20 protein-coding genes are annotated in these 23,782 nt (G+C 66.0%); 5 read left to right on the plus strand and 15 right to left on the minus strand.

The genetic code is table 11. The features are described from left to right. The first annotated feature begins 1 nt into the window (after position 1). Both LRX75_RS04985 and LRX75_RS04990 read left to right on the plus strand, forming a co-directional pair. The gene (locus tag LRX75_RS04985; RefSeq protein WP_231812402.1) at positions 2-1,732 is read left to right on the plus strand and encodes a heme biosynthesis protein HemY; all 1,731 of its coding nucleotides are present in this window, start codon (positions 2-4) and stop codon (positions 1,730-1,732) included. Between the two features lie 123 nt (positions 1,733-1,855). Further along, positions 1,856-2,332 carry a tellurite resistance TerB family protein gene (locus tag LRX75_RS04990; RefSeq protein ID WP_231812404.1) on the plus strand — a complete coding sequence of 159 codons (477 nt, stop codon included), beginning with the start codon at positions 1,856-1,858 and terminating at the stop codon, positions 2,330-2,332. Between the two features lie 8 nt (positions 2,333-2,340). Here the strand turns inward: LRX75_RS04990 and LRX75_RS04995 are convergent, their stop codons facing one another. Then, positions 2,341-3,582, minus strand: coding sequence for an MFS transporter (locus LRX75_RS04995; protein WP_231812406.1), 1,242 nt, complete (start codon positions 3,580-3,582; stop codon positions 2,341-2,343). 265 nt (positions 3,583-3,847) lie between these two features. Between LRX75_RS04995 and LRX75_RS05000 the strand changes: the two genes are divergently transcribed. Next, positions 3,848-4,150: a YggT family protein gene (locus LRX75_RS05000; RefSeq protein ID WP_231812408.1), complete on the plus strand. Its 303-nt coding sequence runs from the start codon at positions 3,848-3,850 to the stop codon at positions 4,148-4,150. Positions 4,151-4,213: 63 nt separating this feature from the next. Here the strand turns inward: LRX75_RS05000 and LRX75_RS05005 are convergent, their stop codons facing one another. From LRX75_RS05005 to LRX75_RS05055, 11 genes are all read right to left on the minus strand, one after another. Then, entirely contained in the window at positions 4,214-5,866 is a 1,653-nt protein-coding gene (locus tag LRX75_RS05005; protein ID WP_231812410.1) for an OFA family MFS transporter, read from the minus strand. Positions 5,867-5,977: 111 nt separating this feature from the next. Then, on the minus strand, positions 5,978-6,358 hold the full coding sequence (locus LRX75_RS05010) for a formate dehydrogenase subunit delta (RefSeq protein ID WP_231812412.1): 381 nt from the start codon (positions 6,356-6,358) through the stop codon (positions 5,978-5,980). Next, on the minus strand, positions 6,348-7,205 hold the full coding sequence (gene fdhD, locus LRX75_RS05015; protein ID WP_231812414.1) for a formate dehydrogenase accessory sulfurtransferase FdhD: 858 nt from the start codon (positions 7,203-7,205) through the stop codon (positions 6,348-6,350). The genes LRX75_RS05010 and fdhD overlap by 11 nt, the downstream gene beginning before the upstream one ends. Before the next feature lie 58 nt (positions 7,206-7,263). Then, complete coding sequence (fdhF, locus tag LRX75_RS05020; protein ID WP_231812416.1) at positions 7,264-10,143, minus strand: formate dehydrogenase subunit alpha; 2,880 nt, start codon at positions 10,141-10,143, stop codon at positions 7,264-7,266. A 234-nt stretch (positions 10,144-10,377) separates the two neighbouring features. Further along, positions 10,378-11,946, minus strand: a complete 1,569-nt coding sequence (locus tag LRX75_RS05025; protein WP_231812418.1) for a formate dehydrogenase beta subunit — start codon at positions 11,944-11,946, stop codon at positions 10,378-10,380. Further along, positions 11,943-12,362 (minus strand): formate dehydrogenase subunit gamma, encoded by a 420-nt coding sequence (locus LRX75_RS05030; protein WP_231812490.1) that lies wholly within the window; start codon positions 12,360-12,362, stop codon positions 11,943-11,945. The genes LRX75_RS05025 and LRX75_RS05030 overlap by 4 nt, the downstream gene beginning before the upstream one ends. Before the next feature lie 220 nt (positions 12,363-12,582). Further along, positions 12,583-13,476 (minus strand): LysR family transcriptional regulator, encoded by an 894-nt coding sequence (locus LRX75_RS05035; protein WP_231812419.1) that lies wholly within the window; start codon positions 13,474-13,476, stop codon positions 12,583-12,585. Between the two features lie 166 nt (positions 13,477-13,642). Next, entirely contained in the window at positions 13,643-14,410 is a 768-nt protein-coding gene (locus LRX75_RS05040; RefSeq protein ID WP_231812420.1) for a sugar transferase, read from the minus strand. 275 nt (positions 14,411-14,685) lie between these two features. Then, complete coding sequence (locus LRX75_RS05045; protein WP_231812422.1) at positions 14,686-15,687, minus strand: DUF6030 family protein; 1,002 nt, start codon at positions 15,685-15,687, stop codon at positions 14,686-14,688. Positions 15,688-15,869: 182 nt separating this feature from the next. Further along, entirely contained in the window at positions 15,870-16,067 is a 198-nt protein-coding gene (locus tag LRX75_RS05050; RefSeq protein ID WP_113149735.1) for a hypothetical protein, read from the minus strand. Positions 16,068-16,246: 179 nt separating this feature from the next. Further along, positions 16,247-17,116: a potassium channel family protein gene (locus tag LRX75_RS05055; RefSeq protein WP_231812424.1), complete on the minus strand. Its 870-nt coding sequence runs from the start codon at positions 17,114-17,116 to the stop codon at positions 16,247-16,249. Positions 17,117-17,366: 250 nt separating this feature from the next. Between LRX75_RS05055 and mprF the strand changes: the two genes are divergently transcribed. Both mprF and LRX75_RS05065 read left to right on the plus strand, forming a co-directional pair. After that, the gene (gene mprF / locus LRX75_RS05060) at positions 17,367-20,003 is read left to right on the plus strand and encodes a bifunctional lysylphosphatidylglycerol flippase/synthetase MprF (RefSeq protein ID WP_269456060.1); all 2,637 of its coding nucleotides are present in this window, start codon (positions 17,367-17,369) and stop codon (positions 20,001-20,003) included. Beyond that, positions 20,000-21,370, plus strand: a complete 1,371-nt coding sequence (locus LRX75_RS05065) for a virulence factor family protein (protein WP_231812426.1) — start codon at positions 20,000-20,002, stop codon at positions 21,368-21,370. The genes mprF and LRX75_RS05065 overlap by 4 nt, the downstream gene beginning before the upstream one ends. Positions 21,371-21,387: 17 nt before the next feature. On the opposite strand, the gene LRX75_RS05070 is transcribed toward LRX75_RS05065, so the two are convergent. From LRX75_RS05070 to rocF, 3 genes are all read right to left on the minus strand, one after another. After that, a complete protein-coding gene (locus tag LRX75_RS05070) occupies positions 21,388-21,963 on the minus strand; it encodes a dual specificity protein phosphatase family protein (RefSeq protein WP_420851148.1) in 576 nt (191 codons plus the stop codon). Between the two features lie 134 nt (positions 21,964-22,097). Beyond that, positions 22,098-22,577, minus strand: a complete 480-nt coding sequence (locus LRX75_RS05075; RefSeq protein WP_062477976.1) for a chemotaxis protein CheW — start codon at positions 22,575-22,577, stop codon at positions 22,098-22,100. A gap of 97 nt (positions 22,578-22,674) precedes the next feature. Beyond that, the gene (rocF, locus tag LRX75_RS05080) at positions 22,675-23,598 is read right to left on the minus strand and encodes an arginase (RefSeq protein ID WP_231812428.1); all 924 of its coding nucleotides are present in this window, start codon (positions 23,596-23,598) and stop codon (positions 22,675-22,677) included. Positions 23,599-23,782 lie beyond the last annotated feature (184 nt).

The following is a 23,782-nucleotide window of genomic DNA, read 5'->3' on the forward strand; positions in this document are numbered from 1 at the left end:
TTTGATCCGAATTCTCATCTTCGTCCTGATCGTCCTTGCGCTCGGCGCTGGCTTTTCCTGGCTGGCGGACCGGCCGGGAGAACTCTCGCTGATCTGGATGGGCCAGCGCATCGAGACCAGCCTGATGGTCGGTGCGACGCTTCTGGTCACGCTGATCGCGGCCATTCTGCTGATCGTCTGGCTCGTCCGCGTCATCTGGTTCTCGCCGCATTCGATCGCCCGGTACTTCCGTGTCCGCAAGCGCGACCGCGGCTATCAGGCGCTCTCGACCGGGCTGATTGCCGCCGGTGCCGGCGATGCGACCCTCGCCCGGAAGATGACGGCGCGCACGCGCGGCCTTCTGTCGGCCGATCAGGAACCGTTGATCCATCTTCTCGAAGCGCAGACGGCGCTGATCGAGGGCAAGCACGACGAGGCACGGCGGACGTTCGAGCGCATGGCCGAGGACCCGGAAACGCGCGAGCTCGGCCTGCGCGGGCTCTATCTCGAGGCCAAGCGTCTGGGCGCCAACGAAGCGGCCCGGCAATATGCCGAGCGGGCGGCCGACAAGGCGCCGCATCTCGCCTGGGCGACCCTGGCCACGCTCGACGAGCGAAGCCAGGCCGGGCGCTGGGACGAGGCCGTGCATCTGCTCGACCAGAGCCGGACCAGCCATGTCATCGACCGCAAGGAAGCCGACCGCAAGAAGGCCGTGCTTCTGACCGCCCGTGCGCGCGAAAAGCTCGATGCCGATCCGAAGGCGGCGCGCGACGATGCGCTGGCCGCGCTGAAGCTCGACCCCACCCTCGTGCCGGCCGGCCTGATCGCCGCCAAGGCGCTGTTTCGCGAAGACAATTTGCGGAAGGCGGCGTCCGTGCTCGAAAAGCTCTGGAAGCAGGCGCCGCATCCCGAGGTCGCGAAGGCCTATGTCCGGGCGCGGAGCGGCGATTCGGCCGTCGACCGGTTGAAGCGCGCCCGCAAGCTGGAGGCGTGGAAGCCGAACAATGCCGTCTCGCTGATGGCGGTGGCGGAAAGCGCGCTCGAAGCGCGCGAACTGTTGCTGGCCCGTTCGCTCGCGGAAGCGGCCGCCCGTATCGCGCCGACCGAGAGCGTCTTCCTGCTGCTCGCCGATATCGAGGAAGCGGATACCGGCGACGAGGGGCGCATCCGCCACTGGATGAACCAGGCGCTGAAGAGCCCGCGCGACGCCGCCTGGATCGCCGACGGCGTCGTGTCGCAGGAATGGCTGCCCGTTTCGCCGGTCAGCGGACGTCTGGATGCCTTCGAGTGGAAGATGCCGGTCAACACGATCGACAGACCGCTCGAGGAGGGTGGGGTCAGCCGCGGCGAAGCCGCCATTCGCAGCCTCCCGCCCGTTGCGACACCGGTTGCCGCTCCCGACCGGGCGGATCCCGAAGCCGTGGCGACGGCACCTGAAGCGCCTGTGGAAACGGTGGAGCGGACGGCGGCGATCGCCGTTCCCGTGCCGACCGAATCGGTCATCGTTCACGAGCCGATCGAGCCGGCACGCTCGGTGGCCGTGACGGAGCCCGACGACGCCGCGCGCAACGCGCTGGTCAAGACGGAAGAAGGTGCGCGGGCCGCCAGGGTTGCGGCTCCGCCGGTCTCCGGTGCCGCCCCTGCCGGCAAGCCAGCGGAGGTGCAGGTCGAGCCGTTCTTCGGCCGGCCGCCCGACGATCCCGGCGTGCGCACGGATAGAGTTGCAGAAAAGACGACATTCAAACTTTTCTGACGGTTCGGGGGCCCTGCGGGGCCCCTTTCCGCGTTTGTGGCGCGAATAGGGCTGGACCCGGCTTTCCGCCTCGTCTTTCCTGTCGGCATCAACGACCCTCCTTTCGTGAGCGCCGCGCAACCCATGTTCGACCTTATCCGCACCTTCATCGACAGTCTCACCGGTGCCGAGCACCCGAACCCGATCGAGGCCGGCGATCCGCGCATCGCGATCGTCGCCCTCTGTATCCAGGTGATGGAGGCCGACGGGCATGCCGACGATATCGAGCGTCGCAAGCTGCGCTCGATGATCAAGGAACATTACACGCTCGACGATGCGGCGCTCGATGCGCTGATCGCCGCCGGCGAGAATGCCGAGAGCGAGGCGATCGACTTCTTCCGCTTCACCTCCGATATCAAACGGCACTTCAGCGAAGAGCAGCGCATCGATCTCGTCGGCATGCTGTGGGAGATCGTCTATGTGGACGGCGAGCGCAGCGAGATGGAAGATCACGTGATCTGGCGGATCGCCGACCTGCTCGGCGTTTCCGGCCGCGACCGCATCATGAAGCGGCAGGAAGCGGCGGCGAAATCCGACATCGTGGAGACGGCGGAGCACTGACCAAGACGCTACTGCTTCGTCTCGGGCGCATCCAGCGTGTCGATCCGGCGCAGCTGCGAGAAGCCGAGGGACCAGAGCACGGCCACCAGCAGCGTGCCGGCGCCGCCGATGACGACGGCGGGCACCGCGCCGAAGGCGGATGCCATCATGCCGGCCCGGAATTCGCCCAGCTCGTTCGACGCACCGACGAAGACCATGTTGACGGCGTTGACGCGGCCGCGCAGCTCGTCCGGCGTCCAGAGCGTGATCAGCGTTTCCCGCACATAGACCGAGATCATGTCGGAGGCGCCCATGATGACGAGCGCGACGATCGAGATCCATGGCGTGGCGGACAGGCCGAAGACCACGGTGGCAAGGCCGAAGAGGGCGACGCCCACGAACATCAGCACGCCGGCGCGATGGCGGATGGGATGGGCGGCCAGCCACATGGCCATGCCGACCGCGCCGACGCCCGGCGCCGCGCGCAGGAGGCCGAGGCCCCAAGGGCCGAGATCGAGGATATCGCGGGCAAAGACCGGCATGAGGGCGATGGCGCCGCCCAGGAGCACGGCGAAAAGATCGAGCGAGATCGCGCCGAGCACGATCTTTTCCGCCCTGATGTAGCGGAAGCCGGCGGTGATCGCCTGCCAGCTCTGGGCCGTCTGGCTGGTCTTCTGCGCCGGCTTCGGGATGGCATAGACCATGACGACGCTGGCCGCGAAGAACAGGACGGCGACGCTGTAGGGAACGGCCGGTCCGAGCGCATAGATGAGGCCGCCGACGACGGGGCCGACGATCATCGCGGTCTGCCAGGAGGTGGAATTCCAGGCGATCGCATTGGCGAGATCCCGCTCCGGCACGAGATTGGGCGCGAGCGACTGCGAGGCTGGCGCGAGGAAGGCCCTCTCGATCCCGAAGACGACGAGGATCGTATAAACCGGCCACAGGGTGAACGTGCCGGTCAGAGTCAGGGCGAGGAGGGCCGCCGCGCAGAGCGTGCTCACGCCCATGCAGAGGCCCATGATCATGCGCCTGTTGTAGCGGTCGGCGACCGAGCCGGTGCCGAGGATCAGCACCAGCGACGGCAGGAACTGGAAGAGACCGATGAGCCCGAGGTCGAACGGATCGCGCGTCAGGTCGTAGATCTGCCAGCCGACGGAGACGCTGACGATCTGGATGGCGAAATAGGCGAGGAACCGGGCGAAGAAGTAGCGGCGATACCCGACATGCCGGAAGGCGGCGTAGCGGTCTCCGGTTGCGACGATAGACATGAGCTGGTCTTTCCCGGCCTTTTCGTATCGGCCTCGTCTTGAGGGGCGCCGGCCTTTGCTCGCCTTGGCGCCGTCTTAAACATGTTGCGACACCGCGCGCGACGCAGGGTTGCCGCCTTCGCTGCCAGTGTCTACATGTCAGTCAACACCTGCACAATGCCGCGTTCCGGGAATCGGTTCGCGGGATGCTGTGCAGTCCTGAATGTTGGAACGACGGTCGCCCATCGCCGATGGCGCACGGCGGTCCAGGAACCGGAGGCCCGGCATGCTCGCCGTCATCGCAACACTGAATTTCATCATCAATATCGCCTGGTTTCTCATCATCGCCTCGGCGATCTTCTCCTGGCTCTATGCCTTCAACATCATCAATACGAACAATCAGGCGATCAGCATGATCGGCCGCTCGCTCTACCAGCTGACGGAGCCGCTCTATCGCCCGATTCGCCGGATCCTGCCGAACATGGGCGGTGTCGATCTGTCGCCGCTGGTGGTGCTCGTCATCCTGTTCTTCCTGCAGCAGCTCCTGAACACGACGATCGCTCCGGCCCTGCTCGCGCCGCGCTACTGATCGACGTTTGCCGTTTCGGATATGAAAGCCCTTCGCGCGACCGCGTGAAGGGCTTTTTCGCGTTCAGCCGAAGAGCGCGAGGCTCGCCTTCACCGTGACCCAGACGCCCCAGGCGAGCGGCACGCCGACGCAGGCCCAGGCGAGAAGTGCCTTCGCATCGAGGCCACCCCGGCCGATGCCGAAGGAGCCGGACGGGCCGGCATTGACGGCGGCGGTCTTTGCCTGAAGCGCTGCGACCTCCGCGTCCTTCATGAACCATTTGTCGGCGAGCGGCCGGACGAAGGCATTGGCGACCAACCCAAGCGCCAGCATGCCGGCGAGGATGTACATGGTGGTGTTGTAGACCTGATCGCGCGGCAGTCCGGCGGCGATCTGCGCCTCGCGGATATAGTTGACCACGACCGGCCCGATGATGCCCGCCGTCGCCCAGGCCGTCAGCAGCCGGCCGTGGATGGCGCCGACGAACTGCGTGCCGAAGATATCGGCGAGATAGGCGGGAATGGTGGCGAAGCCGCCGCCATACATCGACAGGATGATGCAGAGCATGCCGACGAAGAACAGCTTGCTCTGGATCCCGGCCGCCCAGGGCGCCAGGGCATAGAGGACGATGCCGATCAGGAAGAAGCAGAAATAGGTGTTCTTGCGCCCGATCCTGTCGGACAGCGAGGCCCAGAAGAAACGCCCGCCGATATTGAAGAGCGACAGAAGCCCGGTGAAGCCGGCAGCGATCGCGGCGACCCCCGCCAGCTGCTCTTTCGACATGTCGGTGAAGGCGACGCCCGGTGCGCCGATCAGCGCGCCGGCGAAGATCTCCTGCAGCATGGGCGAGGCCATGCCGATGACGCCGATGCCGGCGGAGACGTTGAGGCAGAGCACGGCCCAGATCAGCCAGAACTGCTTCGTCTTGTGCGCGTCGCGCAGATGCACGTGGCGCGTGGTGATCATGCTGCTCTTGGCGGCGGGCGGGGTCCAGCCTTCCGGGCGCCAGCCGGCGGGCGGGATGCGGTAGCCGAAGGCGCCGGCCAGCATGAAGACGAGATAGCCGAGCGCCATCACCACGAAGGTCTGCCAGACGCCGACCGACGTGTCCGAACGGAAATGCGTCATCAGGATATTGGCGAGCGGCGCGCCGATCATGGCGCCGCCGCCAAAGCCCATGATCGCCATGCCCGTCGCCATGCCGCGCCGGTCGGGAAACCATTTGATGAGGGTGGAGACGGGCGAGATATAGCCGAGGCCAAGCCCGATGCCGCCGATGACGCCCGCACCGAGCCACATCAGCCAGAGCTGGTGCGTTGCGACGCCGAGAGCGGCGATGAGGATGCCGCCGCACCAGCAGAAGGCCGAGACGGTCGCGGCCTTGCGCGGACCGACCTTCTCCAGCCAGCCGCCCCAGATGGCCGCGGACGAGCCGAGCAGCACGAAGAACAGCGTGTAGATCCAGCCGAGATCGCTCACCCGCCAGTCGCAGGTGGTGGTGAAGAGGGCGGAGCCGAGCGTGAGATCGGCGCAGGCCGCGGGTGCGGAGATGCCGATCGCCTTCGACAGGGGCAGCCAGAAGACGCTGAAGCCATAGGCCATGCCGATGCAGAGATGGATGGCAAGCGCTGCCGGCGGCACCAGCCAGCGGTTGAAGCCGGGTTTCGCAATGATGCGTTCCCGGTCGAGCAGTCCCGCAGACGCGGGAATGCCGAGTGGTTGCGTCGTTGCCGACATGGTGGTCCTCCTCCTCTACGCCCCTCCTCGGGCGGTTGGTCTGCGTCGTCGCAGGCACTTCCAAGGATCCGCAGCCTCCACACCGCAGATCCCTCGCGCCTGCGCGGGGTCTTACGTCGTCTCCGGCATGTTCGGCTCGGACAGCGATTCGCCGGCCGCGGTCCCCTTGCCGCCGGGCGCGCCGCGTGCGGCATCCGCGCCAAGGCCTACGGCATCCTCTTTCGAATGCGGTCGCTTGATCAGCGGGGCGGCGGCCAGAACCAGCGGATCGAAGCCGGCATCTCCCTGTTCGATCAGCGCGAAGAAGGCGCCGCGCATGCGCGGCTCCCAGAACTTGTTGATATGGATGGCGACGCCGGCCGGCCCGTCCTCGTGCGGTTGCGAGCGGAAGAAGGTGGCGATCTGGTTGGCCATGCGCACGAGCTTGGCGTTCGTGCCCTGTCGCGGTCCGTCTTCGCCGGGATGGGTGTTCTGCGCGTTCTCAGGCGACATGGCTCGTCCTCTCCTCGGCGTGGACGATGCGGTCCGCATGCGTGAAAACCTCGAACTCCTCGCCGCGCACCAGCGCCACCAGCGTCATGCCTGCTTTTTCGGCGGTGCGGATGGCCAGCGCCGTCGGCGCGGAGATGGCGATGATGAAGGGGCTGCCGAGAATGGCCGTCTTCTGGACCATCTCGACGGACACCCGGCTCGTGACGACGACGGCACCGTCCGTACCCTTGTATCCCTGGCGGGCTGCGGCGCCGGCCAGCTTGTCGAGCGCATTGTGCCGGCCGACATCCTCGCGCACCGCGACCAGACCCTGGCCGGGCGTATAGAAGCCGGCGCCGTGGACGGCACGCGTCTCGGCATGAAGCGGCTGCCGCGTGTTCAGCAGGGCGACGGCTTGCGCGATCTCGCCCGGCGTCAAGCCGAGGCTGGAGGCGGAGACGGAGGGTGTCTCGCGCACGGCCTGCTCCAGCGATTCGATGCCGCAGAGACCGCAGCCGACGGGTCCGGCCATGTGCCGGCGGCGGGTGACCAGCGCCTCGTGCCGCGCGTCGCGCAGGGTGATCTGCAGGTCGTAGCCGTCCGGCGTCTCCACGGCCTCGATGCCCTCGATGTCGGCGGGATCGGCAATGATGCCTTCCGTGAGGCTGAAGCCGGTGGCGAAATCCTCGAAATCCGCGGGCGTCGCCATCATCACCGCATGGGTGGAGCCGCCATAGCTGAAGGCAACGGGCGTCTCCTCGGGAACGATGCGGGTGGCCGGGCGGATGCGACCGTTGCGGCGGGAAAGCTGCGGCACGGTGCGGGCGAGGGGCGTGGCGGTGGATGGGATCACTTCGGTGTGGGTCATGGGCATCATCTAAGCGCGATCCCCGCTCTGTCCACCGTCCGGCCGTTTGCCGCGGGTCTCATTCCGCAGCCTCGAGCTTGGCGGCGATGCGGCGCGACCGGCGGGCCTGGTCTTCATATTCGGCCTGCCATTCCGACGGGCCGTTCGAAGGCGAGATCTGCACGGCGGTGACCTTGTATTCCGGGCAGTTTGTGGCCCAGTCGGAAAAGTCCGTGGTGATGACGTTTGCCTGTGTCGTCGGGTGGTGGAATGTGGTGTAGACGACGCCGGTCGCAACCCGGTCCGTGATCAGCGCGCGCAGCGTCGTGTCGCCCGAGCGGCTCGCCAGCCGCACCCAGTCGCCGTCGCGAATGCCGCGCAGCTCGGCATCGTGCGGGTGGATCTCCAGCCGGTCCTCCTCGTGCCAGACGACGTTTTCGGTGCGCCGCGTCTGCGCGCCGACATTGTACTGGCTGAGGATGCGGCCGGTGGTCAGAAGCAGCGGGAAGCGCGGGCCGGTCTTCTCGTCGGTCGCGACATATTCCGTGCGGATGAACTTGCCCTTGCCGCGCACGAAGCCGTCGACATGCATGATCGGCGACCCCTCGGGCGCCGCCTCGTTGCAGGGCCATTGCACGGAGCCCTTTTCCTCCAGATAGGCGTAGGAGACCTTCGCGAAGCTCGGCGTCGTCGCGGCGATCTCGTCCATGATCTGCGACGGGTGGGTGTAGGTCCACGAGAGGCCCATGGCGCGGGCGAGGTTCTGCGTCACCTCCCAGTCGGCATAGCCGTTGCGCGGGGTCATCACCTTGCGGACGCGGTTGATGCGGCGTTCGGCATTGGTGAAGGTGCCGTCCTTCTCGAGGAAGGTCGAGCCCGGCAGGAAGACGTGGGCGTAGTTCGCCGTTTCGTTGAGGAACAGGTCCTGCACGACGACGCATTCCATCGCGGCGAGGCCGGCCGCGACGTGCTTGGTATCCGGGTCGGACTGGAGAATGTCCTCGCCCTGGATATAGAGCCCCTTGAAGGAGCCATCGACGGCGGCATCCAGCATGTTGGGAATGCGCAGGCCCGGCTCGTCGGAGATCGTCACGCCCCAGAGTTTTTCGAAGATATCGCGGGTGGCGTCGTCCGACACATGACGATAGCCCGGCAGCTCGTGGGGGAAGGAGCCCATATCGCAGGAGCCCTGCACATTGTTCTGCCCGCGCAGCGGGTTCACGCCGACGCCGGGGCGGCCGATATTGCCGGTCGCCATGGCCAGATTGGCGATCGCCATGACGGTGGTGGAGCCCTGGCTGTGCTCGGTGACCCCAAGGCCGTAATAGATCGAGCCATTGCCGCCCGTGGCAAACAGGCGGGCAGCACCCCGGAGCGCGTCAGCCGGCACGCCGGTGAGCGCTTCGGTCGCTTCCGGGCTGTGGCGCTCTTCGGAAACGAAGCCGGCCCAGTCCTCGAACTCCGACCAGTCGCATCGGTTGCGGATGAAGTTCTCGTCGCAGAGGCCCTCGGTGACGATGACATGGGCGAGCGCCGTGACGACGGCGACATTGGTGCCGGGCCGCAGCGGCAGGTGGAAGGCTGCCTCCACATGGGGCGAGCGGACGAGATCGATGCGGCGGGGATCGATGACGATCAGCTTCGCGCCTTGCTGCAGCCGCTTCTTCAACCGCGAGCCGAACACGGGATGGCCGTCGGTCGGGTTGGCGCCGATGACGATGACGACATCGGTCTGTTCGACCGAATCGAAGTTCTGCGTGCCGGCCGAAGTGCCGAAGGCCTGGCCGAGGCCATAGCCGGTCGGCGAGTGGCAGACGCGGGCGCAGGTATCGACATTGTTGTTGCGAAAGCCCGCGCGGATCAGCTTCTGGACCAGATAGGTCTCCTCATTGGTGCAGCGCGAGGAGGTGATGCCGCCGATCGACTCGCGGCCGTACTGGTACTGGATGCGGCGGAACTCGGCCGCCGTGTGGGCAAGCGCCTCCTCCCAGCTGACCTCCCGCCAGGGGTCGGTCACCTTTTCGCGGATCATCGGATGGAGGATGCGCTCCTTGTGGGTGGAGTAGCCATAGGCGAAGCGGCCCTTGACGCAGGAATGACCGCGATTGGCTTGGCCGTCCTTCCACGGCACCATGCGCACCAGCTCCTCGCCCCGCATTTCCGCCTTGAAGGAACAGCCGACGCCGCAATAGGCGCAGGTGGTGACGACCGAATGCTCCGGCTGGCCGATGGATATGACGGATTTTTCGGTGAGCGTCGCGGTGGGACAGGCCTGCACGCAGGCGCCGCAGGAGACGCATTCCGAGGACAGAAAATCCTCGTGCTGGCCGGGCGAAACGCGGCTCTCGAAGCCACGGCCCTCGATGGTCAGTGCAAACGTGCCCTGCACCTCCTCGCAGGCCCGCACACAGCGCGAACAGACGATGCATTTGGACGGGTCGTAGGTGAAGTAGGGGTTGGATTCGTCCTTCGGCATCCAGCGGGCATTGGTGCCGTCGCCATCGCGCGCCTTCACGTGGTTGTTGCCGTCATAACCGTAGCGCACGTCGCGCAGGCCGACCGCACCGGCCATGTCCTGCAGTTCGCAATCGCCGTTCGCCGCGCAGGTCAGACAGTCGAGCGGGTGGTCGGAAATATAAAGCTCCATCACGCCCTTGCGGATGTCCTTCAGCCGCGCCGTCTGGGTGTGGACGACGAGGCCCGGCGCGACCGGGGTCGTGCAGGAGGCCGGCGTGCCGTTGCGCCCGTCGATCTCGATCAGACAGAGCCGACAGGAGCCGAAGGCATCGACCATATCCGTCGCGCAGAGCTTCGGCACCTGAATGCCCGCCTCCATCGATGCGCGCATGATGGAGGTTCCCTCGGGCACGGTGATTTCGCGACCGTCAATGGTCAGCGTCACCAGCTTTTCCGCGCGGGAGGCGGGGGTGCCGAAATCGGTTTCAGGAACGAGAAGCATGGGGGTCTCCTGAAAGATGCGGGTGCGGTGTGGTGGTGTGGGCGGTGTTGCCGTGGGGTTGCCCCTCATCCGCCTGCCGGCACCTTCTCCCCATCAGGATGGGGAGAAGGGACGGGTGGCGCGATTTTGCCCTGTTCGAAAACGGCGAGCAGGCCACGTCCTCTCTCCCCGCATGCGGGGAGAGAGTTAGGGTGAGGGGCTGCCCACGAGCCACTGCGGTGTTGAACGCATTCATCATTCCGCAGCCTCCACGACCGGTGCCGCAACGAAATCGTCCGGGAAATGCGTCACGGCACTCATGACGGGGTAGGGCGTGAAGCCGCCCAGTGCGCAGAGCGAGCCGAACTTCATGGTGTTGCAGAGGTCGGTCAACAGCGCGAGGTTCTTTTCCGGCTCGATGCCGCGGCCGATGCGATCGACGACCTCCACGCCGCGGGTCGAGCCGATGCGGCAGGGCGTGCACTTGCCGCAGCTTTCCACGGCGCAGAATTCCATGGCGAAGCGGGCCTGTTTCAGCATGTCGGCGGTGTCGTCGAAGACGGTGATGCCGGCGTGACCGATGAGGCCGCCGGCGGCCGCAAAGGCCTCGTAGTCGAAGGGCGTGTCGAACAAAGCGCGCGGGAAATAAGCGCCGAGGGGGCCGCCCACCTGCACCGCCTTGACGGGACGTCCCGTGGCGGTGCCGCCGGCCACGGTATCGACGATTTCGCCGAGCGTCAGGCCGAAGGCGACCTCGTAAAGGCCGGTCTGGCGGGCGTTGCCGGCGATCTGGATGGGGATCGTGCCGCGGGACCGGCCCATGCCGAAGTCGCGATAGTGTTCGGGACCCTTGTCGAGGATGATGGGCACCGAGGCGAGCGAGATGACGTTGTTGATGACCGTCGGCTGGCCGAACAGGCCTTTGTGCGCCGGCAGCGGCGGCTTGGCGCGGACCACGCCGCGTTTGCCCTCAAGAGAGTTGAGGAGCGCGGTTTCCTCGCCGCAGACATAGGCACCCGCGCCCGTGCGGATCTCGATATCGAAGCTGCGACCCTGTCCGAGCACGGACGTGCCGAGCATGCCGGCGCGCCGGGCGATGCCGACGGCACGCGTCATCGTGTCGATGGCGTGGGGATATTCCGAGCGGATATAGACGAAGCCCTTGGTGGCACCGGTCGCCAGACCCGCGATCGCCATGCCCTCGATGACGACGAAAGGGTCGCCTTCCATGATCATCCGGTCGGCAAAGGTGCCGCTGTCGCCTTCGTCGGCATTGCAGACGATGTATTTCCGCGCGTCCGGACAGTCGAGGACGGTCTTCCACTTGATGCCGGTCGGGAAGCCGGCGCCGCCGCGGCCGCGCAGGCCGGAAAGGGTGACGGCCTCGACGATCGCCTCGGGAGGCATCGCGGCCGCTCGGGTCAGGCCGGCAAGCCCGCCATGGGCGCGGTAGTCGTCGAGGGACAGCGGATCGACGATGCCACAGCGGGCGAAGGTGAGGCGGGTCTGAGTTTTGAGGAACGGGATCTCCTCGGTCGGGCCGAGGAAGAGCGGATGATGGCCGGCCGCAGGCCTTTCGGCGCCGAGGAGGCCGGCGTCGAGCAGGGGGACGACGTCGGCCGGTGTGACGGGACCGTAGGCGATGCGGCCCTCCGGCGTCTCCACCTCCACCAGCGGCTCCAGCCAGTGCAGGCCGCGCGAGCCGGTGCGCACGATGGTGAGATCGAGCCCGCGGGCTGCTGCTTCCTGCGCGAGGCGCCCGGCGACGCGGTCCGCACCGACGGCAAGGGCTGCGGCGTCGCGGGCGATGAAGATGCGGGTCATGCGCCCACCTCCGCCAGAAGCGTGTCGAGCCCCTCGGCGTCCAGCCGCCCGTGCACCGCGCCGTCCAGCATGGCGGCGGGTGCGGTGGAACAGAGCCCGAGACAGAAGACCGGCTCCAGCGTCACCACGCCGTCCGCTGTCGTCTGGTGGAAATCGATGCCGAGGCGGTTTTTCGCCCGTTCGCCCAGACGGTCGCCGCCCATGGCCTGGCACGCCTCTGCGCGACAGAGTTTCAGCACATGCCGCCCTGCGGGATGGCTGCGGTAGTCGTGGTAGAAGGTGACGACGCCGTGAACCTCGGCGCGCGACAGGTTCAGCCCCGTGGCGATCATCGGAACGGCCTCATTCGGAACATGCCCGAACGTGTGCTGCACGGCATGCAGGATCGGCAGCAGCGGGCCTTCCAGATGCTTCATATCGGAAACGATCTCGGCGACGCTCGTGGCGAGGTCGCTGCTGACACGGTGTCGATCCACCCGGCTCCTCCTGATCTGTCCGCGACGCGCCGGCGATGTCGCCGGCCTCCTCCAAGCGGGTCCTGTCGAGGAGACGGAAACCTGGCGTCGGCTGGCAAAGGTCTCAGAGATGGCGCGCGCGCGCAATATGGAAGAACCGTGGAGCGATAGAGGATCTCTATCAGAGGCCTTGCTGTTCGGCGAGCTTGCGCGCCTCGTGCAGCAGGGCCGAGACCAGTGGCGTATAGGGTTCGCGGTGTGTCGCCACCAGACCGACGAGGTGGCCGGCATCCGGCTCCTCGATCGGGATCACATGGATATCATCGTGAAAGCCGAAGGATTTCGCGACGTTGTAGGGCATGATGCTGGCCCACTGGCCCGTGCGGATGTGGGAGAACAGCACGATCATCGAGTTGGATTCGAGCGTCGGGCGGGCCTGGACGCCGGCCGCGCCGAAGTGCTGGTTGATGATCCGGCGGTTCTGCATGTCGTTGGTCAATAGGCAAAGCCGAATGGTGCTGGCTTCCGCCCAGGTCACGGACGCCCGGTCGGACAGCGGCGTGCCGGAGGCCGTGACGAGGTGATATCGCTCCATCAGCAGGGGCACGCTGGTCACCCGACCCACCGGCTCGTTGTCGAGATAGGTGAGGCCCGCGTCGATCTCGAGATTTTCCAGAAGGCCGAGCATTTTCGAGGACGTGGTCGAGAGCACGGAGAAGGTGACCTCGGGATGCGTTTCCTGAAAGGGGGCGGTCAGCCGCGGCACCATCGCAAGCGTGGTCGGGACGGCCGCGAGCCGGATATGGCCGACGAGCCCCTTCTTGGCCGCCCGCATCTCCTGACGCATCGTGCGGGCATCGCCGACGATGCGGCGGGCCCATTCCAGCACCCGCTGGCCTTCCGGCGTCAGCCCCTGAAAGCGGGAGCCGCGATTGACGAGCATGACGCCGAGGTTGTCTTCAAGCTGGCGGATGGCGGCGGACAGCGTCGGCTGGGTGATGCCGCATTGCTCGGCGGCACGGCCGAAATGCCGTTCCTGCGCGAGAGCGATGAAGAATTCGAGCTTGTCGATCATGCCGGCGCGATCATGCGCTTTCCCGGCCGTCTGGGCAACTGGCGGCCCGGCCGTCTGGGCAACGGGCGGCCCGGTCGTCTGGGCAACGGGGGACCCGGTCGCCTTGCGCAAACGACGGCGCGGGCATTTCGGCCCGCGCCGTCCGATCCGACGGGGAGGTGTCCGGTCAGGAGCCGGTGCCGCCCCGCAGTTCGTTGATGATGGTGCGGACGAGGATGCGGATGTCGAGCAGGATGGAGAAGGTCCTGATATATTCCACGTCGCTCAGGATGCGGCGGATGGCCATGTCGCGGTCCGTCGTCGGGCCACGAAGGCCGCGGGACTGGGCAAGGCCCGTCAATCCCGGCCGAACCAGATGGCGGTTCTCATAGCCGCGGACGAGGTCCGCATAGTTCATGCCGCCTGCGATCATGTCGGGTACATGCGGGCGGGGTCCGACGAGCGACATATGGCCGACCACGACGTTCCAGAGCTGGGGGATTTCGTCGAGGCTGGTCTTGCGCAGGAACCGGCCCATCCGCGTGACGCGGGGATCGCCATCGACCGTCAGCCGCACGCCGGCGTGGTCGCATTGCTCGACATACATCGAGCGGAATTTCAGGATTTCGAACGGCACTTCGTTCCGGCCCGTGCGCATCTGGCGGAAGAAGACGGGCCCCTTGCTCTCCAGGCGGATTAGGATGGCGATCAGGAGAAGGATCGGGGCCAGAATGATCAGGCCGGCAAGCGCGCCGCTGACGTCCATCGCCCGCTTCAGGGCAAACTGGATCGGCTTGAGCGGACGCGTGCGCGCTGACAGGGTGGGGATGTTGTCGTTTGCCAGCAAGGTCTCGGCCAGAATGGTTTCCAGCATGGGCAGACGCACGCCGGCATCACGTCCAGCGACGCGGGCTTCGTTACGACCAATTCTTTGCAGTATGGGATGGGTGCTCATTGGCTGTTTCCCTGCAACTAAAGCTTTGTCGTCGATGTGACGTGATGAATGGGCAAGGCGCACCCGGTTTGTATGCAACGGCAAAGGTTTGTGCCGTATTGATACACCAAGGCGCCCTCTAAACTCGGCTTTCAGTAAGTATTCAGCCGATCAATATTTGCACTTAATGATTTATTAAAGCCGCGGAATTTTAGCAACCAGGCATCTCAAAAGCCTTGTCTATTGGTTAATCCTAAAATTCTAATGTTATGCGCTGTGCTGGTCCGCGCGTGCGGTCATTGGCCGGGGAAGGGCGGGAGCTTGAAGCTGTGGAGCGCGCTCTTCGGCATCCACAGCGAGAGGCCGGCATCGCTCAGCGGCAACCAGGCGAAGGGATCGAAGAAGGCGTCGCTGATCTTGCGACGCGGCTTGTCGCTCTGGCGGGCGAGAAAGTTGAAACGCGGCAGATCGCCCATTTCCCGCTTGAACAGAATGTGGCTGCCGAAGTCGTCCCTGTCGAATTCCTGCAGTGCGGCGATCTGGCGGAGCATCTCGCCGTCGTCCTGCCAGTGCACCTGCTCGAGGAAGGATTCGACAGCCCGGCTGCCGGCCGCGATCACGGCGGCGCGATCGGCCTCGAGCTCGATGTTGAATTTGACGCGGAAGGAAAGCACGCGGCCCTGGAGATCGCCCTTCAGCAGCACGAAGACGGAGGAGTGCTGCGGTGGCGGCGGCTCGTCCGGCGGGGCGTCCACCAGAGGCTCGTTGTCGGGATCGGCGTCGTCGCCGGTGCGCAGTTCGAGGTTCTCGATCGGCAGCGCCGGCGGCGGGGCGGCGCTTGCGGCCACGCCCTTTCCGATCGATAGGAAGGAGGAGCATTCGGATCCGCGCCCGTTCACCGCGCCGGCCGTCCAGGTGATCTCGGGAAAGCCGTTGGTGCGCAACGCGTCGCACAGCTTGCGCGGATCCATGCGGATGGCCCGGACGAAGGTGGTGGGAATTCCGTCCAGGTTGGCGCGCGCATAGCGGGGAACCTGAATGGTGGGCGCCGGCAGGCGGATGCCCTTGACGAGGCGCACGGCCGGGATGACGAGGCCGGGGGCGGTTTTGGAGGGCGTGACGTCAGCGGGGAAGAGCTGCTCCAGCTTCACCGTGGGATAGCCGAAATGCGCCAGGACCAGATTGAGGTTGCGCAGGTCGTTTGCACCCAGCACCGTCCCGACGATCGCCGTGAAGACGACGAGAACGGCCATGGCAAAGAATACGCGTCCCGAACGACCCTTCTTCACACTCGTCATGCCGCGTCATCGTCTCCGTCTGATCGTCGCCCGCCTGCCAGCGCCGGGCGTCGTGTCGGACGCCCTCGGCTACGCTGTGCTGCTGTTATGCCTGCTGCCCTATGAGCCCGTCTTTCCGGGGAGTCCAGTGTGGCGGCGACGCGATGCGTCGGGTGCGGATGTCTGCGCTCGTCTCCGCTTCGTCAGCGGGCATGCCGGTCGCGATAGGCGAGAATGGTGACGTGCAGGACCATCAGCGGCCAGACGACGCAATAGAGCAGGCCTGCGACCCGCATGATGTCCCAGCCCTTGACCCGTGCCATCTCGCCTTCGCGAAACGTCGTCTCAAGAAAGAACAGCGCCACGAGCGTGTAGAGTGCCAGCAGGATCGTTTCCGTCATGACTGTTTCCGCAAATCGAAATATAACAGGAGCCGGCAGGCTTGCCTAGGACAAGTGTGTGCCAGATCGGCACAATGCGCCCGCGCGTTGCCGAGGGCTGCGACACGTGGAGACATCCGGCTCTCATCAAGCCTGTCGATGCTTGCGCGGGTCTGGAGCGTGCCGGTTTTTCCGGTCGATCAGAGGCCTTCGTCGGGAATGTTCAGGATGTGACCGCAAGCCTTGCAGTGGACGGCATCGGCATCGTGCCGGTTCAGGCCGCATTGCGGGCAGGCGAAGCGCACCTTGTTCGGCCGGACGATGGCCTGTGCCAGGCGCACGAACAGCGAAATGCCGAAGATCATCGTGACGATGGAGGTCAGCTTGCCGAGCGTGCCGGGCAGGGTGATGTCGCCGAAGCCGGTGGTGGTGATGGTCGCCACGGTGAAATAGAGGGCATCCACGAAGCCGGTAATGCCGGATTCCGTTGCGAAGAACGCCGTGTAGACGAAGCCCGTGACGAGGAAGAGAAACGTCACGAAATTGATGCAGGCGCCGATGACGTCCTGATACGCCCGGCAGCCGGCCCGGTGGACCAAAATGCCGAAAACCCGGCTCTGGCTGAAGGACCAGATGCGCAGGGCGCGGAGAAAGGCAAAGTTCGAGAATGTCTCGGGAAAAAGCAGCGTGGCGAGAATGACGATATCGACCAGCGTCATCGGCCGCACGAGGAAGCGCCAGGCCTTGTTGGCGATCATCGCGCGCGCCGTCAGCTCGAAGGCGATCAGCGCGGCGATCGCATAGTCGATGGCGAGATAGACGCCGTGGCGCGTGAGATAGGGCCCCGCCAGGAAGAACAGGATGACGGCGAGATCGACGATGCCGATCGTCACCTGAAAGCCGACAGCCTGACCATCGGTGCCGTAATAGAGCCGCCGCAGCGTGGCGCGCAGGCCGGATGGCGGGTCCGACCGGGGTGCATCCTGTCCGGTTGCGACGCCCGTGGTGTCCTGAAGGCCCTCTGCCGCCGCTGCCCTGCCGTCTGTTCCGCCGCTCGTGCTGTTCGTCATTCTGCCCGCCTGACCTGCGTCGAGAGATAGCCGGGTCCGCACCCGCTTCAAGAGCGCACACATCCGCGTCTGCCCTCGTATTGCCGGAATTGCTGATGAAAGCCAGAGGTGACCTTGACTTCGGCCCGTTCTCGCGCAGTTTCACATCGGCCGAACGTTACAGGAAGTTCACTGTCAAGCAGCCCGGCCCGGCGATATAGAGCTTCGCGAAAGAGCGCTTTCCCGGCCCTTACCAGACGCATGTGGTTCCATGACCCTTCCCGATACGACGCCATCCACCCCTGCTTCCGCCGGCGCACCCGCGACAGGCATCGAGCCTGACGGCCCCCGCGACATTCTTGCCCGCTTTGGCGGCGTCAGCCGGTTTGCAGCCGGCGGCGCCATTCTGCTCGTCGCGGCCATCGTCGTCATCGCCATCGTGCATCTGACGTCGGAAGTCCGCTACGAGGACGTGATGGACGCGCTCGACAGCACGAGCTGGACCGCGATCGTTCTTGCGCTGGTCTTCACCGGCCTCAGCTTCTTCGCCCTGACGTTCTACGACGTCAGCGCGCTCTCCTACGTCAAGCATCGCCTGCCCTACAACGATGTCGCCCTGACGGCCTTTGCGGCCTATGCGGTCGGCAATACTGCGGGCTTCGGCCCGTTGAGCGGCGGGGCGATCCGCTACCGGGCCTATTCCCGGCTCGGCCTGAAGCCGGAGGAGATCGGCGGGGTCATCGCCTTCGTCACGCTGGCCTTCGGCCTCGGCCTTGCCGCCGTGGGCTCGCTCAGCCTTCTCGCCATCGCGCCGGAAGTGGCGCCGCTCACCTGGCTGTCGGCATCCGGCCTGCGGATCGTCGCCATTCTCGTGCTGACGGCCATCGTGGCGCTGATGGTGGCGGGGCGTGACGGGCAGCCGCTCGTTTTCGCCCGCATCTCGGTGCGCCTGCCGGATTCGCGCACGGCCTCGCGCCAGTTCCTCGTCACCGTTCTCGATCTCGCAGCCTCCGCCTCCGTGCTCTACGTGCTCCTGCCGGAAGGGACGATCGGCTGGCCGGCCTTTCTCGCCATCTATTCGGTGGCCGTCGGGCTGGGTGTTCTCAGCCATGTTCCGGCCGGTCTCGGCGTGTTCGAGACCGTCATCGTCGCCGCCCTCGGCCAGACGGCGAGCGTCGATACGGTTCTGGGCGCGCTGGTGCTCTACCGCCTGATCTACCATGTCGTGCCGCTCATTCTCGCCGTGCTGTTCGTGGTCATCGCCGAGGTGCGCACGGTTGCGCGCAAGCCGGTCGGCTCCAGCCTGCGGCGGGTTGCCGGGCGTCTGACGCCGATGCTGCTCTCGGCGCTCGCGCTCGTGCTCGCGGCCATGCTGGTGTTTTCGAGCGTGACGCCGACGCCGGACGAGAACCTCGCCTTCCTCGCGGATTACGTGCCGCTGCCGGTCATCGAGGGCGCGCATTTTCTGGCGAGCGTGCTCGGCCTTGCGCTGTTGATCGCGGCACGCGGCCTCGCGCGCCGGCTCGACGGGGCGTGGTGGGCAGCCCTCGGCCTGTCGCTCGCGGCTCTCCTGCTCTCGCTGGTCAAGGCCGTGGCCCTGTTCGAGGCGGCGCTTCTCGCCTTCTTCATCGTCAGCCTGCTCATCAGCCGCCGCGTGTTCACGCGGCCGGCGACCATGACCAGCACGGCGCTGACGGTGCCGTGGCTGACCGCCATGGGTGCGCTCTGCCTGTTTGCCGTGGCCGTGCTCCTGTTCGTCTATCGCGACGTCGAATATTCCAACCGACTCTGGTGGGAGTTCGAGCTCTCGGCCGAGGCGCCGCGCGGCCTGCGCGCCGTGCTCGGCCTCGTGCTCTTTTCCGGCGCCATCGCCTTCTGGAGCCTGATGCGGCCGGCGCGCGGCACGATCGAAACGCCCTTGCCCGCCGATCTCGACAGGGCCATGGCGATCATCGCGCAGCAGGGCATGTCGGATGCCAATCTCGTGCTGATGGGCGACAAGAGCCTGATGTTTTCCCATGATAACCGCGCCTTCATCATGTACGGCCGGCAGGCGCGCTCCTGGATCGCGCTGTTCGATCCGGTGGGCCCGCGCGACGCCTGGGCCGACCTGATCTGGCAATTCGTCGAAAGCGCCCGCGCCGTCGGGTGCCGCCCGGTGTTCTATCAGGTGTCGCCAGCCGGGCTGTCCTATTATGCGGATGCCGGCCTGCGCGCCTTTCGCCTCGGCGAAATCGCCACGATGGACCTGACGAATTTTACCCTGAAGGGCGGCAAATGGGCGACGCTGCGCCAGACGGTGAGCCGCGGGCAGCGCGACGGGCTGGAATTCGCGCTGATCGAGGCCGCCGATGTGCCGGCGATCCTTGACGATCTGCAGGCCGTCTCCGATACGTGGCTCGCGCATCACGAGGCCAAGGAGAAAGGGTTCTCGCTCGGCGCGTTCTCCCGCGATTATCTCAGCCGTCAGCCGGTCGCGGTTCTGAAAGTCGAGGGCCGGATCGTCGCCTTTGCCAATATCCTGGTGACCGATACGCTGGAAGAAGGCTCGGTGGACCTGATGCGGTTTTCGCCCGACGCACCCAAGGGATCGATGGATTTCCTGTTCGTCTCGGTCATGGAGCATCTGCGCGATCGCGGCTTCAAGCGCTTCAACCTCGGCATGGCGCCGCTCGCAGGCCTTTCGGAGCGGCGGTCCTCGCCGGTCTGGGACAAGGTCGGGCGGACCGTCTTCGAGCACGGCGAACGTTTCTACAACTTCAAGGGCCTCAAGGCCTTCAAGACGAAGTTCCATCCCCGATGGGAGCCTCGTTACATGGCAGCCGGCGGCGGGATCGGTCCGATCCTGTCGCTGATGGACGCCACCTTCCTGATCGGCGGCGGCGTGAAAGGGCTCGTGAAGAAATGAGACTGTTGAAGACGTTGACGGTTCTGAGCCTGCTGGCGACGGCGCCTGGTTCAGCCTTTGCCCAGAATGCCTCCGGTTTCGATACCGGCATGATCCCGGCGCCGCGCATCCTCAAGCCCTCGGGCGAGGTGAAGGCCGCCGTGGTGCTGCTGTCGGACGCGGCCGGCTGGGGCGCGAAGGAAGACGGCGTGGCATCGCGGATGACGGAGGAGGGGGCGCTGGTCATCGGTATCGACCTGCCCTCCTATCTTGCAGCCCTTGCCAAGGACGATGGCGACTGCGTCTACACGGTTTCCGACATCGAGTCGCTCAGCCAGCAGATCCAGCGCTCCCTCGACAATTCCGACTACGACCTTCCCATCGTCGCCGGTGTCGGTGCGGGCGGTGCCATGGCGCTGGCGATCGCGGCACAGACGCCCGCCGCGACCATCGGCCATACGCTCGCCGCCGATCCTCAGGCGGGCATCGCGCTCACCCGCGAGCTTTGTACCCCGGCCGACAAGCGCACCGTGGGCGATCGGATGGAATACGGCCTGACCGACGGGCCGCTGCCCGACCCCGTGACGGTTCTCCTCAGCCCGGCGGCGCCCGCTGACGGCAAGACCCATGTGGAGGCGCTGAAGGCCAAGCATGACGACATCGACGTTCAGGACAGCGACGGCGAGATCTGGCAGGATTTTTCCGACGCGCTGTCCGGCCTCGTGGAAAACGGGGGCGGCGACGACAATCCGCTCGGCCTGCCGCTGACCGTGCTCGACGCCAAGCCGACGCGCGATACGATGGCCATCGTGCTTTCGGGCGACGGCGGCTGGCGCGATATCGACAAGGAGGTGGGCGATGTCCTGCAGCAGCAGGGCATGCCGGTCGTGGGCATCGATTCGCTGCGCTATTTCTGGACCGAGCGCGAGCCGCAGGAGGTTGCCAACGATCTGTCGCGCATCATCGGGCTCTATACCAAGCGCTGGAACGTCAAGCGCGTGCTGCTGATCGGCTATTCCTTCGGCGCCGACGTGCTGCCGCGGACCTACAATCTCCTGCCTGCGGCCGACCGCGCACGCGTCTCGCAGCTCTCGCTCCTCGCCGTGTCGCATCAGGTGGACTACAAGATCTCCGTTCTCGGCTGGCTGGGCGCCGCGGCATCCGACGGCCATGGCGATCCGGCCGACGACCTGAAGACCATCGACCCCGCCCTCGTCCAGTGCGTCTACGGCACCGACGAGGAGGACGATGTCTGTCCGACGCTGAAGAGCACCGGGGTCGAGGTGATCCCGATCGAGGGCGGCCACCATTTCGACGAGGACTACCCGGCCTTGGTCAAGCGCATTCTCGACGGGTATGACAAGCGTCTGGGCAAGCGCGCGCCTTGATCTCCCGGCGGGCCGGCCTAACCCGGCCTGCCGAGCGCCGCTTCGAGGCTTTCCCAGCTTTCGTCCATGGCGAAGGCCGAGGAGAGGAAGGGGATGGCGATGTGGCCGAAGGCGATGGACAGCTGCTGCTCGGCCGTCTTCTCGTCCTTTCCGGCGATCTGGCTCGCATAGATGACGCTGGCAAGGCCCGTGCGGTCGGCACCGGACTTGCAGTGAACGAGAATGGGCTTGGGGGCATCGCGCAGGATCGCGATCAGCTTCCGGCTCTTCTCGGTCGTCAGGGCGCGGGAGGCGGACATGGGGAAGTCGATGTGCACGAGGCCTTCGCGTGCGGAGGCTTCCACCTCGTCCCGATACCAGGCGTCCTCGCTCGGGCCGCGCAGGTTGACGACGGTGCGGATGCCGTAGCGGCTCTTGTAGTCGGCGAGATCCGCGCCGGACGGCTGGGCCGAGCGGTAAAGCTGGCCGGGAACGACTTCATGGAAATTGTCGGTCAGCAGCAGGCCGCCGAAGTGCACGCCCGCCATCAGCGTGGCGGGCAGGAAGGCGGTCCAGAGCAGGGCTGCCAGCGAGGGTTTTTTGCGTGTCCACATGCACCAGGATCTCCGGATCGGGTGGGCGCGAGGGTGTCTCGCGCCGCCGTCCGGTTTTCCCAGAGGCGTGTAACAGCTTTATTTAATATTGCTGTCCGCCAGCCGTCAGTCTGCCATTTCCTCCCCCGGCAGCGTCAGGCTGCCATTTCCTCGACGTCGCGTTCCTTGAACATGCGGGCGAGGTTGAGGAAGCAGATCATGCCGTTTTCGTTGGCGATGATGCCTTCGGCGTAAGCCTTGTCGAAGGAGGTCGTGACCTCGGGAACCGGCTGGACCTGGCTACCCTGGACAGTCAGGATGTCGGAGACGCGATCGACCACGAGGCCGACGACCATGGAGTGCACTTCGGCGACCACAATGGCGCTGCGCTCGTTGGCGACGGTCGATTTCATGCCGAGCTTGTGGGCCAGATCGATGATCGGGATGACCGTGCCGCGCAGGTTCATGACGCCGATGACTTCCGGCGGCGAATGCGGAATCGGCGTCGAGGGCGCCCAGCCGCGGATTTCGCGGATCGTGGTCGTCTTGACGCAGAATTCCTGGTCATGAAGCCGGAATGCAATGATTTCCAGCGTTTCGCCGCCAAAACCGGCCATTGTCAGTGCGTTGCTCATGTCTCTTGTCCCCGCATTCGAAATCACGACGGATTTTCAGACTGCAGGATACAGCATCAATGGTTAAAAGAGCTTTTCGAGCGGCAGAGCGCCTGTCTCAGCCGCTGCGGGTCGGTCGGTCGAGGATGCGGCGGCCGAAGAGGCTGGCGGCGAGCTCCACCATGACGCGGGCGCTCTTGCCGCGGTCGTCGAGGAAGGGGTTCAGCTCCACGAGGTCGAGCGACGACACGCGGCCGCTGTCGCAGAGCATTTCCATGACCAGATGCGCCTCGCGGAAGGTCGCGCCGCCGGGAACGGTGGTGCCGACGCCGGGCGCGATGTCCGGCTCGAGAAAATCGACGTCGAGGCTCACATGCAGAAGCCCGTCCTCGCGCTCCACGGCCTTCAGGATCTCCTTGACGATGGCGGCGACGCCCATCTCGTCCAGCGCGCGCATGTCGTAGACGTTGACGCCGTGGCGGTTGATCTCCTGGCGCTCGGTCTCGTCGACGGAGCGGATGCCGACCTGATAGACACGCTTCGGATCGACCAGGGGCCGTCCCGGCGGCAGGATGTCCGCAAACTCGGCCTGACCGCAGAAGAAGGCGACGGGCATGCCGTGCATGTTGCCCGAGGGCGAGGTTTCCGGCGTGTTGAAATCGGCATGGGCATCGAGCCAGAGCACGAAGAGCGGGCGCCCGACCGCGGCGGCATAGCGGGCCATGCCCGAGACGCTGCCCATGGACAGCGCATGGTCGCCGCCGAGAATGACCGGAACGGCGCCCTTTTCCGCAGTGTCGAAGGTCGCTGCTTCCAGTGCGCGGGTATAGCCGGCGACGATCGGCAGGTGCTTGGTGCCGGGATGTCGTCCGAGATGTTCCACCGGCTCGGGGCGCAGGTCTCCGTGGTCGGTGACGTCGAAGCCGAGATCGGCCATGACGCGGTCGATGCCGGCGATCCTGAGCGCCGTCGGGCCCATGCTGCAGCCGCGGCGGCCGGAGCCTTCCTCCAGCGGTACGCCAATCAACCCAATCGAGACCATCTGCATCTTCCCTCAGCGAAACGTGTCGGCACGGACTGTGCACCGGCAGGGGTCTCGCCGGAAGATGCAAGATGGGTAAATCTGCAGGCCCATTCCGGCAAATTGCAAAGGGTCATCCATCAGATTGCGTAGCGCGACCGTCCGAAGCGCCGTTCCCGGGCCGCGGACGCATCGATCGTGCCGG

The sequence above is a fragment of the Rhizobium quercicola genome, assembly GCF_021168455.1.
GTDB classification, from domain to species: domain Bacteria; phylum Pseudomonadota; class Alphaproteobacteria; order Rhizobiales; family Rhizobiaceae; genus Ferranicluibacter; species Ferranicluibacter quercicola.